General features: G+C 41.3%; 9 protein-coding genes. All 9 read left to right on the top strand.

The annotated features are described in order from the left end of the window. Positions 1–126: 126 nt before the first annotated feature. The 9 genes from V7137_RS22590 (at position 127) to V7137_RS22550 (ending at position 13776) form a co-directional block, all read left to right on the top strand. Positions 127–303 carry a hypothetical protein gene (locus V7137_RS22590; RefSeq protein WP_335700163.1) on the top strand — a complete coding sequence of 59 codons (177 nt, stop codon included), beginning with the start codon at positions 127–129 and terminating at the stop codon, positions 301–303. 312 nt (positions 304–615) lie between these two features. Beyond that, positions 616–2973, top strand: coding sequence for a bifunctional YncE family protein/alkaline phosphatase family protein (locus V7137_RS22585; protein ID WP_335700162.1), 2358 nt, complete (start codon positions 616–618; stop codon positions 2971–2973). 184 nt (positions 2974–3157) lie between these two features. Continuing rightward, positions 3158–6283, top strand: coding sequence for an efflux RND transporter permease subunit (locus V7137_RS22580; RefSeq protein WP_335700161.1), 3126 nt, complete (start codon positions 3158–3160; stop codon positions 6281–6283). A gap of 215 nt (positions 6284–6498) precedes the next feature. After that, complete coding sequence (locus V7137_RS22575; RefSeq protein ID WP_335700160.1) at positions 6499–7428, top strand: phosphate ABC transporter substrate-binding protein; 930 nt, start codon at positions 6499–6501, stop codon at positions 7426–7428. Between the two features lie 155 nt (positions 7429–7583). Next, complete coding sequence (locus tag V7137_RS22570; protein ID WP_335700159.1) at positions 7584–9989, top strand: Ig-like domain-containing protein; 2406 nt, start codon at positions 7584–7586, stop codon at positions 9987–9989. Between the two features lie 178 nt (positions 9990–10167). Next, entirely contained in the window at positions 10168–11142 is a 975-nt protein-coding gene (locus V7137_RS22565; RefSeq protein WP_335700158.1) for an HlyD family efflux transporter periplasmic adaptor subunit, read from the top strand. Beyond that, positions 11142–11852: an ABC transporter ATP-binding protein gene (locus V7137_RS22560; RefSeq protein ID WP_335700157.1), complete on the top strand. Its 711-nt coding sequence runs from the start codon at positions 11142–11144 to the stop codon at positions 11850–11852. The genes V7137_RS22565 and V7137_RS22560 overlap by 1 nt, the downstream gene beginning before the upstream one ends. After that, the gene (locus V7137_RS22555) at positions 11830–12996 is read left to right on the top strand and encodes an ABC transporter permease (RefSeq protein WP_335700156.1); all 1167 of its coding nucleotides are present in this window, start codon (positions 11830–11832) and stop codon (positions 12994–12996) included. Before V7137_RS22560 ends, V7137_RS22555 begins: the two co-directional genes overlap by 23 nt. Before the next feature lie 225 nt (positions 12997–13221). Further along, a complete protein-coding gene (locus V7137_RS22550; RefSeq protein ID WP_335700155.1) occupies positions 13222–13776 on the top strand; it encodes a PepSY-associated TM helix domain-containing protein in 555 nt (184 codons plus the stop codon). Positions 13777–13816 lie beyond the last annotated feature (40 nt).

Here is a 13816-nt window from a genome sequence, read left to right as displayed (position 1 = left end):
TATTGTGAAAATTATAAATACTTAGTTAATGATTGTTAAGAATGGTTGATTCTTATTCTTTTTCTCACAAATTTTTATATCATGGGATTGTACCAAAATTTGAAACAATCAAGGAGGAAATAAAAAATGAAGGATTTAAAAAAATGGATGTTTGTGTTAATGGCGTCTTTCATGTTGGTAGGAATTGCCTCAGGTTGTAACAATGCAAAAACAGATGCGGATACAGAGCAGAATCAAGATAATGGCGGTACTGATTCCCAAGACAACGGATCTGATCAAGGATCAGATGAATCCGGGCAGTAATATAAAAAAGCAGCCAATCAGAATATAAAGGTAATTTTGCTCTAACGGGTGAAATTTCGGATGTAATAAATGAGATTTCTGCTGGATTTAAAAGAGTATATAACTGGGTAGCCTAAACTTTTGGGCACCTTTTTTTTGTAAATTTTACTGGGCACTTCGGCATATGTGGTGTGTGATAAAACTACTAAATATGAAAAACAACACTAAAATTTTCCTGTTTTTCTTTATATTTCTTTAAATCTACTTAACTTCTAATTTACATAGCGGGCGTAAGATGAAGCGTGTAACTATATGAAAAGGAGATGTATTTTTATGAAACGGAAAAAAATAGCGGCCCTTTCGCTTGCAACATTGCTTCTTGGTTCAACGTCTGCCTATGCTGGATATACTCAATTTGTCGGCCCTAAGGCAGATGGAACGGCTGTTACCCCTCATGGGTGGCCTGTTACTCCTGCTGGTCAGCAAGTGACGCTCGGTGACTTCCCAATGGGAGGTGTGCTAAGTCCGGATCACCGTTATCTTATTGTTTCCAATGATGGACAAGGTGAACAATCTCTTCAAGTGATTGACGTTAACACCCAGGAGGTCGTACAGACTCTTCCATACAAATCGCCTGAATCCCTCTATTATGGGGTCGCATTTAGCAACGATGGAAAAACCGTCTATGCTTCAGCTGGAGGCAATAACAAAATCCGTGTCTATGGATTTGAAAATGGGATGTTAACTGAAAAATCCCCAATCATGCTTAAAGATAGCAGCAAAACAAATTTCTATCCTGCTGGAATTTCTGTTTCCAAGGATGGAAAATCGCTCTTGGCAGCAAATAATTTACATCATTCCGTTTCAAAAATAGACCTTGCCACAAATCAAATAGTCAAAACAATCGCTGTTGGGAAACATCCTTATGCAACTGTATTGAGTAATGATGGGACATCCCTTTATGTCAGCAACTGGGGTGAAAGCAGTATAAGTGTGGTGGATCCGGAAACGCTGACGCTCAAAAGCACCATTCCCGTTGGGCTGCACCCGAATGCGATTATTGAAAATGCGGCGAACGGCATGATCTATGTATCCAATTCCGACAGCGATTCTGTTTCGATTATCGATGTGAAACAACAAAAAGAAATCAAGACCATTTCGCTAAGCCCATATAAAAATGCACCTGCCGGAAGTCAGCCTAATGCTCTAGCATTAAGTGAGGATGGCAAAACTTTATACGTTACAAACGGTGGAAACAACGACGTAGCAGTCATTGATCTACAAAAAGGGGAAGTAAAAGGGTTAATTCCAACAGCCTGGTATCCAAGTGGTATCTACTTACATGATGACAAATTGATGGTTCTGAATGCCAAGGGTCTTGGTGCTGGTTCCAATCGGGAAGGCCAGTACATCGGGAATATGATGAAAGGAACCATGTCCTTTATCGATGTTCCGGATCATAAGGAGCTGAAGAAATATACAAAACAAGTGGAAAAGAATAATCAAGAGTATAAACCAACAGGATTCAGTGCAAGCGAAAAATTCCCAATCCCTCGCTTCGAGGGCCAAGAAACACCCATTAAGCATGTCATTTATGTTATCAAGGAAAATCGTACATATGACCAGGTATTTGGTGATATGGAAAAAGGAAATGGAGATCCGAGCTTAACCATATTTGGTAAAGATATTACACCGAATATTCATAAGCTGGCCGATCAATTCGTTTTATTGGACAATTTTTATGCGAATGCTGAAATCAGTGCTCAAGGGCATAACTGGTCTACAGCAGCACAGTCCAATGATTATGTAGAGAAAAATTGGCTTGCCAACTATTCAGGTCGAAATCGCGGTTATGATTTTGAAGGAGGCAATGAAGCAGCCTATCCGAAAGCCGGATTCTTATGGACGAATGCAAGCCGCTCCGGTGTATCATTCAGAAGTTACGGTGAATTTGTCAATTATGATAAAAATACAGGAAAATATGTAGCGGCTGAAGCAAGTATGGGTAATAATTTTGACCCAGACTATCCTGCCTATAATCTTAAAATTTCGGATCTTACCCGCTTAGAGGCATGGAAAGAAGAATTTAAGCAATATGAAGCTAACGGGAATCTTCCACAGCTGCAAATCGTTCGTCTGCCTAACGACCATACGCTTGGAACAAAACCGGGTGAATTAACACCACAAGCCATGGTGGCACAAAACGATTATGCGCTTGGTCAGCTTGTCGATATGGTTAGTAACTCTTCTTATTGGAAGGAAACAGCTATTTTTGTTACTGAGGATGATGCACAGAATGGGTGGGATTCAGTTGATGCGCATCGCACTACATCTCTTGTGATCAGCCCTTACACTCAAACAGGCAGAGTAGACAGCACCATGTATGATACAACGTCGATGCTTCGTACAATGGAAATGATTTTAGGTATGAAACCAATGACACAGTTTGATGCTTCAGCGGTTCCAATGGTTAATTCGTTCAGCCATAAACCTAACTTTACACCATATAAGGTGGAAGAACCAACCTATCCACTTAACCGGAAAAATGGAGAAACGGCACCGATGGCTCAAGAATCTAAAAAACTAGATTTCTCAGGAGTTGACCATGCCGATTCGGAAAAATTGAACAAGATTCTCTGGAAAGCAGCAAAAGGAGATAAACCATATCCAGGCGAAAAAAAGACTAATTAAATAATGCAAAGAGGGTGACCCCGAAAAAGGGTGTCAGGCACCATTACAGTATTCTGTCAGTGAGACCAGACACATGGGGCACCCTTTTATTATTAACGCACTGTTAAAGGTGAATGTTTATTTTTAACAGAGCGGTTATTAAAAATGGACTTATTGTGATTACTATTTAAAAAGGATGGTCTAAATGATGATTCGATTTATAGAAGGATCGATGAAACGGTCCGTTTTGATCCTGACATGTGTTATCCTGATTATCGCCTGGGGTGCTATGTCTGCAGTGCAGATGCAACGGGATTACTTACCACCGATAAACAATACTGCACTCATGGTTACGATTCAAGCCGATAAACATCAATCTGATCAGGTCAAACAAATACTTACCACAAAGGTTGAAGAAGCGGTTGGATCTGTTGATAAGCTTGATTATCTAGAAACAAACTCTTTTGACGGCGGATTAATGGCGAGCCTCTATTTTCCAGGCCACACCGATATGGAAAAGGCAGAAAATGAAGTCAGGGCGGCTGTTGATAAAATTAATTTACCGGACGGTGTGAAAACGCCATTGATTACAAGGGTTAGTACGAACTCTTTTCCTGTCATGCGAGTAAGTTTGACGAGTCATGCCGAAAAAATGGATGAAAATCAATTACGCACAACTCTTCAAGATAAAGTGGCCAATGAGATTAAGAGTGTTCCTGGAGTCAGAGATGTCCGTGTCACGGGAGCGGGATATTCCGGATACTTGTTGATGTTGAAAGAAGATACCCTCCAAAAATATGGGTTGACCATAAAAGACGTACAAGGTGCTATTGCTTCGATGCATCCAGTATGGCCTCAAGGAACAATCAAACAAAAAGGCGGACCGGATGGACAAGTATCCATGCCAATCCGTGTGACCGATTGGAACATCAATAGTGCTGATTTAAAAAGTTTAAAGATTCCTGTTAAAGGCGGGAAAACAGTTCGTTTACAGGAAGTGGCAGACATTAAGAATAGTTTGGTTGATTTACAAACGATTTCTAGAACAGCAGGTCAGCCGAGTGTGCTGCTTGAGGTCTTAAAGACACCTTCTTCAAACATTACCGAAGTAACCGATCGGATCAACGAAAGGATCAAAGAAATACCAGAAATTAAGTCAGGAACAGTCGATCTTTCTATCCTATTAGACCAGGGGAAGGACATTAACGCTGCATTAAAGGGGCTGATCAAAGAGGGGCTTTTGGGGATTTTATTCTCTATTATCTGTGTCTTTTTATTTTTCAGGAATGTCCGTTCGACATTGATAATTGCTTTATCCTTGCCAATTTGCCTTCTTGGTGCAACAGCGATCCTAAAAACGATGGATGTTAGTTTGAATATCTTAACTATTTCTGGATTAATTGTAGCGATGGGTCGAGTGGTGGATGATTCGATTGTTGTCATCGATAATATGTATAGAAAACAAATGGAAACATACAACGGACAAATAACAGGTCGGGAATTGGCTGGCGGGGTAGTAGAAATGATTCCAGCCATTGTTGCTTCCACTGCAACCACCGTAGCAGTGTTTCTGCCAATTAGTATAATCGGTGGGATGATTAGTTCGGCTTTTTCTGGATTTGCCTGGTCGGTTGTCATCGCCCTTGTAACCTCTCTTGCGGTATCCATTATTGTCGTACCAGCCTTTGCTCACTTATTATGGAAAAAATGGCCTATGAATAAGTCAGTGGAAATGGAGACAAGGGCGCAAAACATTCTTCATTGGGCATTTCTGAAGAAAAAATGGGTTGTAGGACTTGTTTTGATGCTTTTATCCATTACCATTGCAGAAGCCGTGTTTCTGCCAGTTAATTTTTTTCCAAGGGGAAATTCAAAGGATGTAGCCATTCAGGTCGAGCTTCCTGAAGGAGTGCAGCTTTCCGATGTGGATGCGGAAGTGAAAAATATCGAAACCATCTTAAAAAATGATCCTGAGGTAGAAACCTATACTTCCACTCTAGGTTCGACATTTACACCGATGTTTGATGATGTTTTTGATGAAGGCGGCGGTTGGATGCAAAAGCAAAATATCGCCAATATTTCAGTCGGGATCAAAGATAAAAGTGACATCGATTCATTCGTAAAGAAAATGCGCATGCAGTTTGGCAGATTATCAACATCTGCCGTCTATACCGTTTCCAATCAAAATATCTCTGGAGATGATTCCCGCTTAAAGGTCATTTTAACCGGGGGGGATCAACAAAGTCTTGCGAAAGCCAGCATAACGGTAAGAAGTAAACTGCAGATGATTCCTGGTTTAAGCGTTGAAGGAGCAGCAAATGATGCGGATGCAGCAGTGAAACATTATCTTTCACTTAATCAGGAAGTCATTCAACGCTCCGGTATAAATGTCGATGAAGTTCTTAATCGGATCGATCGTTATTTACCTAAAGACATTAGAATGGATGTTTCCTCAGGTGAATTGAATACACCAATTGCCATTCGGTTAGACAATCAGAAAAGCCTAGTGGCGCCTGGTGACCCGAATCCTGAAAAAATAATTTTATCTAAAATTGGCCATGAAATGTTTACGGCCAAGGACGGTTCAAAGATTTCGTTGGCGGAGATAACGACTTTGGAAACCAGTACCCAAACGGTTATCAGTGAGCAGGATGGTCATCCATTTGCTGCCGTGACGGGAAACATTATTACACGGGACATCGGAAAAGTAACCAAACAAGTGAATGAAACGATGAAAGGGTTGGATTTGCCTTCCGGTGTTGACTATTCGCTTGGCGGGATCTCTCAGCAAGTTAAGCAAATGGTGATGGAAATGGCCCTTGCTCTATCTCTGTCTCTATTGTTAGTCCTGATGATTGTAAGCAGCGTTTTTCGCGGCTGGTATGCACCCGTTTCCGTCATCATTTGCATTCCGCTGGCGTTAATTGGATCGGTATGGAGCATGACCCTCTTCGGAATGGAATGGAATCTCGCCGCTTTGATTGGAATATTGATGCTCGTTGGCATTGTCGTCACCAATGGCATTGTGCTTGTCGATAAAATTGAACGCAACATTTCAGATGGGATGGAAGTAAAACAGGCAATCCTGCTAGGAACCTCTTCAAGGGTGCGGCCAGTGTTAATGACCGCTGGAACTACTATCTTAACTTTACTACCATTGGCTTTCTCAAGTACCGGGAACACGATTATTTCACAAACGCTTGGTGTTGTAGTAGTGGGCGGCATGATTAGCTCCACACTGATTAGCCTCGTTGTTATCCCTATTCTGTACGATTGGCTCAGTGGAAAAGTCAGAAAAGTAAAGATCAAGCAGCAACCGCTGTCAGCATAATGACTGTAAAGCAAATATCACCTGCCAAGGATGGCTGGTGATATTTTTTTTATGGAGATAGGTAGATTTTAAGAAATAAAGACAATCCGCCTCAAATTTACAAAATACATCAAATCTATACAAAACTTTACAAACCATTAATACGCAATTAATAAATAAGGATTAATCTTAAGCATGTGAACAACAACAAAACATTCATAGGGGGATTTAAAGAAATGAAAAGTTTGAAAAAATTAAGCCTGCTTACAGTGTTAGCAGCGTTAATGATTATCATTGCTGCTTGTGGCAGTGCAACTTCTACAGAAAAGACAGAGGGAACGACGAAGAAAGAAACGGCAAAAACGGAAGAGAAGAAAGAACTTTCTGGCTCATTAACTATTTCTGGGTCCTCTGCGATGCAGCCATTAGTGGCAGCCGCTGCTGAAGAGTTTATGGCTGAAAATCCAAAAGTTGATGTTCAAGTAAATGCTGGTGGATCTGGTACAGGCTTATCACAAGTTGCTGAAGGATCCGTTCAAATTGGTAACTCCGACGTATTTGCAGAAGAAAAAGAAGGCATCCCAGCTGATCAGCTTGTTGACCATAAAGTAGCTGTTGTAGGTATGACTGCAGCTGTTAACCCTAAAGTCGGTATTAAAGATATTAAAAAAGAAGATTTAATTAAAGTTTTCACTGGAAAAATCACAAACTGGAAAGAACTTGGCGGAGCAGATCAAAAGATTGTGCTTGTAAACCGTCCTGACTCTTCAGGAACACGTGCGATTTTCAATAAATTTGCTCTTGATGGTGCCACACCAGCTGAGGGAATCACAGAAGATTCTTCAAACACTGTTAAAAAGATTATTAACGAAACTGATGGTGCGATCGGTTACCTTGCATTCTCATATTTCACTGATGACTCTGTAACACCTCTGGCAATTGACGGTGTTGAACCAACTGCAGAAAATGTACAATCAGGTAAATTCCCAGTTTGGGCTTACCAACATTCTTATACTAAAGGGGAACCTAATGAATTAGCAAAAGCGTTCCTTGACTACATGATGTCAGATGATATCCAAAACTCCCTTTTAAGCGAACAAGGATATCTTCCTGTTACAAAAATGACAGTTGAACGTGACGCAGAAGGCGCTCAAAAAAATCTTTAAGACCTGTTTATAATGAAAAGATTGATATAAAAGTAGATAGGATTTTAGCCATTCCTTTCTACTTTTTTTCTAGGAACCTTAAAAATCAACTCAGTAATTAATATTACATGTGTTTAGTAGATGATAGAAAAACTTATATCAAGGAGGATATGACAATGAATAAGAATAGCATGGTAAAAAAAGGTGCTGCTGTCGCGCTAACACTTGCGTTAACCATTCCTGCGGTCACACCGGCGTTTGCTGCGGGTAATAGCCAAATCAAGATTGACTCTGTTAAATTTAATGGAATGCCAGCCCCAACTACTATCGATAAAATGGTAGAAACGTATACAAGCGCTACTGTTGATGTGAAATACAGCAATGGAAAAGTTAAAACGTTCCCGCTATCATACAAACGACTTTTTAAATCAGAAGATAAAATCGCTATAAACAATGGTGAATTAATTCCAGCAGGAACACCTATTGATTATTATGGCGATCCAATCATGGACAATAGTGTTCCTGGATCACCACAGCCATTCGTTTCGGATGCACCGGATTCAAATAGCTTACTAAACCCGATCAACGGAAAACTTTACATGGTTACACATTATGAATATCAAACATTAGATGCGGCTGGTAATTCTGCCTATGGAATCGTTCCTGCTTCCATGTCATTAACGACATTAGACCAAGATAAGAAGACTGGTGAATTGAAAGCTGAAGCGGTTAAGAAGATTGATTTTTCAGATGTGAATGGCCTTTGGATACCTTGTAATGGTTCCCTCTCCCCATGGAATACTCACTTAGGGTCGGAAGAGTATGAGCCGGACGCACGTAACTATGAATTTGATGAGAAGTCATCGGCAAGAACTTCCGTTGAAAGCTTTTCACAGCTTTACTTTGGTGATAAATTAAAAGCAAATCCATATTTCTATGGCTACGTTCCAGAAATCCAAGTAAAGAAAAACGGTAAAGTAAAAGTAGAAAAACATTATAGTCTGGGCCGCTTCTCTCATGAATTAATGAAAATGATGCCTGACAATCGTACAGCCTACTTTGGTGATGACGGCGGAAATACGGGTATGTTCATGTATGTAGCTGATAAAGCGAAGGATTTATCTGCTGGTACATTATACGCTGCTAAATTCGTCCAAACTGGGACTGAAAATGGCGGTTCAGGAGATTTAGAATGGGTTAAGCTAGGACATGCCAATGATAAGGAAATTCAAGCGATCATTGACAACGATATTAAATTCAGTGATATCTTTGAAACGTCTGATACAGCGCAACCAGGTTTTAAAGCGATTAAACAATATTCCTACGGAAAAACTGAATATGTAAAACTTAAGCCTGGTATGGAAAAAGCGGCAGCTTTTCTTGAATCACGCCGATATGCAGCGTACCTTGGTGCTACTACTGAATTCAACAAAATGGAAGGTGTCACATATAACGCCAAAGATAATAAGGTGTATATCGCTATTTCCGACCAAAGCGGCAGTATGGAAAAAGACAGCACAGGAACTGCACCCTCAGATGATATTCAATTGCCAAAAATTAAGTCTGGTGTAACTTATCAATTAGATTTAAAGAGCGCTCAAAAAGATAACAGCGGCCGCGGCATTCTGAGTAAATATGTTGCTACAACGATGTCAGGTTTACTTGTAGGTGAAGACCTTGCAACGGCTGATGCTTACGGTAATACAGCAAATGTAGATAAAGTAGCTAGTCCTGACAACTTAAGCTACTCTGAAGAAATGAAAACCTTATTTATTGGCGAAGATAGCAGTAAGCATACGAATAACTATGTATGGGCTTATAATGTCGATACGAAAGAGTTAACACGTATTTTATCGAACCCAGCAGGAGCGGAATCGACTGGATTGTTCGCGGCTGATGATCGTAATGGTTTCTCTTATATTATGAGTAACTTCCAACATCCTGGCGATGAATTAGACGCTAAAGCTATTACTGCCGTTGATAAAGAAGAGTTAAAGAGCGCAATGGAAAAAGAAATTGGTATCAATAAAACTGGCGGTGTTGGTTATATCTCTGGACTTCCGTCATTTACAAATATGCCAGATTTCACAGCTCCTGCTGCTCCAACGATTAACCAAGTAACGGATCAATCCACATCAGTTACTGGAAAAGCAGAAGCGAATGCGACGGCTAAGCTTTATGTAAATGGAAAATATCTAAAGAGTACCACTGTTGATAAAAATGGTAATTATAAATTTGTAATTGCTAAGCAACGTGCCGCAACAGAAATTAAGGTTACAGTGACAGATGAAGCTGGGAATGTAAGCACAGTAAAGAGTGTTAAAGTTGTCGATAAGACAGCGCCTGCTAAACCTTCTGTAAATAAAGTAACCTATAAATCTACTATTGTTACAGGAAAAGCAGAGATTGGCTCAACCGTCTATGTTTATAATGGAAAAAAATATGTAAGCAAAGCAGTTGCAGACGCAAAGGGAAATTACAAAGTGAAAATTAAAACGCAGAAAAAGCATACAACCTTAACGATATTTGTTCTCGATAAGGCAGGTAATAAAAGCACTACTGTTACCATTAAAGTGAATTAGGAATTAACAAACAAGTTGGGTGTCAGGCACCATGTGAAAATTTCACATGGTGCCTGACACCCTTTTTTTATCTTAAGGATAATTTAAGGTACGGACAAGATAATAGGCTCATCAAATAAATACACTTCCCTGTTGGATGAGGACGTAATGGCAGCGGGGAGCGAAGGAGTAGAGATAGGTGAAGAAGTGGATTTGGATTCTAATAAGTGTTGTGGTTATTGGGTTTATCGGGTTTCAGTATTATAAATCAAAGACGGTGAGCACGGAGACAGCGGCTCAAACACGAACCGCCGTTGTGCAACAAGGTAAGCTCGAAGTTAAGATTAGTGGTTCAGGTACGGTTGAACCGGTAACGAGTGAAGATATCAAAGCAACAGATGATAATGACGAAATTGATGAAGTGTTGGTTTCTGCTGGTGACAAAGTAAGCAAGGGGGATGAATTAATTACCTTCACAGATGATAGTGATCCAATTACAGCCCCTGCAGATGGGACGATTACAACCCTTTCTGTTTTAGAAGGAGAACGGGTAACCAATGGCCAGGTGGTCGCTCATCTTACAGATTACAAGGATTTACAAACAGTTGTACAAGTTGATGAGTTAGACATTACCAAAATTAAAAAGAAACAGACGGTTAGCATCACAGTAAGTGCGTATCCTGACAGCACCTTTACTGGAAAGGTAACAGGTATTGCGGCAGAGGGAACTTCTTCGAACGGAACATCGACTTTTGATGTCACCATTCACATTGATCAGCCGAAAAATTTAAAAGTCGGGATGAGTACAGAAGCGAGTATTTTAACCCAAAGTAAGGAGAATGCTCTCTACGTTCCAGTCGATGGGGTTTATACAAACAATAACGAGAAATATGTGATTGTGGCCACTGCTTCAACTGACACAAGTTCAAATGCATCTGCAGGTACAGGCCAACAAAAGACGGTGAAAACAGGGATTTCTACTGATGAATATGTAGAACTAACAGAAGGAGTAACGGCGGGTGAAACGATTCAATTACCGGAACTCGCAACCAGCAGCAGCACTTCGAATCGACAAGGCGGTATGATGCAAGGCGGAATGGGAGCCATGACTGGCGGCATGCCTCCAGGCGGCGGCCAGGGACCATCTGGTACAAGTGGAAGGAGTGGAAATTAATGAGTACCCCGATTATTCAAATCAAAAATATGATGAAAACCTATAAACTTGGCGGTGAAACAGTCCATGCCCTCAATGATGTGTCCTTAGAAATCCAAAAGGGTGAATTTCTAGCAATCATTGGTCCTTCCGGTTCGGGTAAGTCCACCTTAATGAACATGCTTGGCTGCCTTGATCGGCCTAATAAAGGGACTTATCACCTTGATGGCAAAGATATTGGAAAAATGGATGATAACAGCTTAGCAACGATCCGGAATCGGAAAATTGGATTTATTTTTCAAAACTTTAATTTATTACCTAAGCTCTCGGCATTCGAAAATGTGGAATTGCCCTTGCTATATTCCGGTGTACCCACACGTGAAAGGCGTGAGCGGGCATTGGAAGGATTGGATAAGGTCGGCTTGAAGGACCGCGCCGGCCACCTGCCGACCCAGCTTTCCGGGGGTCAGCAGCAACGGGTTGCGATTGCAAGAGCCCTTGTCGGCCAGCCGTCCATTCTCCTCGCCGATGAACCAACCGGTGCCCTTGATAGTAAAACAAGCAAGGAGATCCTCCTTTTAATGAAAGAATTGAATGAATTAGGACATACGATCATTTTAATCACTCATGATCTGGAAATTGCAAAACAAGCCAAACGAATGGTCAGTATTCAAGACGGCCAGCTGTTTGAGAATGGGGGTGTCCTGTTTGGGAATCTTGCAATCCATTAAAATGGCCCTTCGGAGTATCCAAAGCAATAAACTTCGTGCTGTCCTGACGATGCTTGGTATCATCATTGGGGTTTCGTCAGTGATCGTCCTGGTATCGATTGCCCAAGGGTCAGCGAAAAACGTGACAAGTCAAATCAATCAACTAGGAACCAACCTTTTGACTGTAAATACCTATAGCACCGATATTGAATTAACGGAGGACAAGATTAACGAGTTAAGTAAGTTAAATGGTGTCAAAGCTGTTGCACCGGTGGTTTCAGGCCGGGTATATGTAAAAAAAGACAGAACTTCTTCACAGATTACCTTAACAGGAACGAATGCCGCATACTCAGACGTACGAGATGCAAAGGTCAGCCAAGGGCGCTTTATTACGGACTTAGATGTCGAGTACCGTCAAAAAATTGTCGTTCTGGGCTCAGAAACTGCCTCCACGTTTTTCGGCACCGCGAATCCGATTGGGCAATATATTCAGGTGTCAGGCACCTCGTTCAAAGTTGTTGGGGTATTGGCTTCGAAAGGAAGTTCACTCGGGCAGAGCGGGGATAATGTCGTCATCGTCCCATTGAGCACAGGTCAGCGTTTAGTTGGCAGCAAGACGATTAGCACCGTTTATTTACAGGGAAAAAGCGAAGATCAAATGGATTTCGTCATGAATGAGGTTAAAATGTCACTTGCCAGCATGTATCCTGGTAAAAGTGACTACTATGGCGTGACCAACCAGCAAGATGTGATGGACACGATGAGTTCGGTGTCCGACACGATGACGATGATGCTGGGTGGAATTGCGAGTATCTCTTTATTGGTCGGCGGGATTGGTATCATGAATATCATGCTGGTGTCGGTGTCAGAACGGACAAAAGAAATCGGGATCAGAAAAGCGATTGGGGCCAAACGGCGTGATGTCCTCTTACAATTTTTAATTGAAGCTGTTGTATTAAGTTCGATGGGCGGCTTAATTGGAATTCTTTTTGGATTAGGGTTAGGAAAAATCGTTTCATCATTGATGAGTTTAAGTATCGCCTACTCACCAACCGTGATAGCATCATCGTTCCTATTTTCGCTTGCCGTGGGCGTGGTCTTCGGTGTATTCCCAGCCAACAAAGCTTCTAAATTGAATCCGATTCAAGCGCTCCGTTATCAGTAGGGTTCACGTATAGGGATATCAGCTTTCCTTTTAAATTACGAAATTCGCAAATAAACCCGGTAGTTTCGCAAATAAATGCGGGCGATTCGCAAACAAACCCAGGGAGTTACGCAAACAAATGCCGAAGTTTCGAAAATAAACTTAGTTTTCTAGTAAAAAAGCCGTCCAATGCGGCGATTTACAAGAGATGATCTATCCAAATCTACAAAAACGAGGAGAATGTAAATGAAAAAAACGAGAAAAGCACACTTATGGATCGGTTTAATTTGTTCCATCTTTATCTTAATCGAGTCGGTGACTGGACTGCTCATGAACGAACCATGGTTAATCGGCCAGACGCAAATGGAAGGCAATCGTGGTAATTTTCAGCCTGGACAATTTAATCCAGGGGCCATGCAACAAGGAGCAGGTGCAGCAGCAACAACCGATTCAAGCCAATCGGCAGGGCAAACTCAAGGTCAGACAGCATCTGGTAATCAAACTCAAACTAACGGCCAAACCCAAGGCCAAACTGGAGCAAACGCAAACGGACAAACTGGATCCAATGCAGCCAGTCCATTCCCAGACAGACCCGGAGGAGAAGGAGGTACTAGTTCAATCACAAGTATCATCAGAGGCCTACACGAAGGAAGAATCGGCACAACCAATGTAAAATGGCTCGTAGATTTAGTGGCACTTGCGATGATTTTCTTAACCGGATCAGGTATATTCTTATCCATGAAAGTCCTCAAAGCGGATAAAAAGAGAAAAAGTAGAAAAGCAGACGGCCAAGTGGCATAGGCCAATTAGCATAATAGTAGGAAATAGGGTGTCAGGCACC

The sequence above is a fragment of the Neobacillus drentensis genome (assembly GCF_036962765.1).
In the GTDB taxonomy this organism is placed as follows: domain Bacteria; phylum Bacillota; class Bacilli; order Bacillales; family Cytobacillaceae; genus Neobacillus; species Neobacillus drentensis_C.
The sequence above is the reverse complement of the archived record's forward strand: the minus strand, read 5'-3'. Positions and strand labels throughout refer to the sequence as shown.

Bases quoted from the DNA above. Each gene is read 5' to 3' on its own strand.
- V7137_RS22590 (WP_335700163.1), top strand. From the start codon at position 127: ATGAAGGATTTAAAAAAATGGATGTTTGTGTTAATGGCGTCTTTCATG.
- V7137_RS22585 (WP_335700162.1), top strand. From the start codon at position 616: ATGAAACGGAAAAAAATAGCGGCCCTTTCGCTTGCAACATTGCTTCTT.
- V7137_RS22580 (WP_335700161.1), top strand. From the start codon at position 3,158: ATGATGATTCGATTTATAGAAGGATCGATGAAACGGTCCGTTTTGATC.
- V7137_RS22575 (WP_335700160.1), top strand. From the start codon at position 6,499: ATGAAAAGTTTGAAAAAATTAAGCCTGCTTACAGTGTTAGCAGCGTTA.
- V7137_RS22570 (WP_335700159.1), top strand. From the start codon at position 7,584: ATGAATAAGAATAGCATGGTAAAAAAAGGTGCTGCTGTCGCGCTAACA.
- V7137_RS22560 (WP_335700157.1), top strand. From the start codon at position 11,142: ATGAGTACCCCGATTATTCAAATCAAAAATATGATGAAAACCTATAAA.
- V7137_RS22550 (WP_335700155.1), top strand. From the start codon at position 13,222: ATGAAAAAAACGAGAAAAGCACACTTATGGATCGGTTTAATTTGTTCC.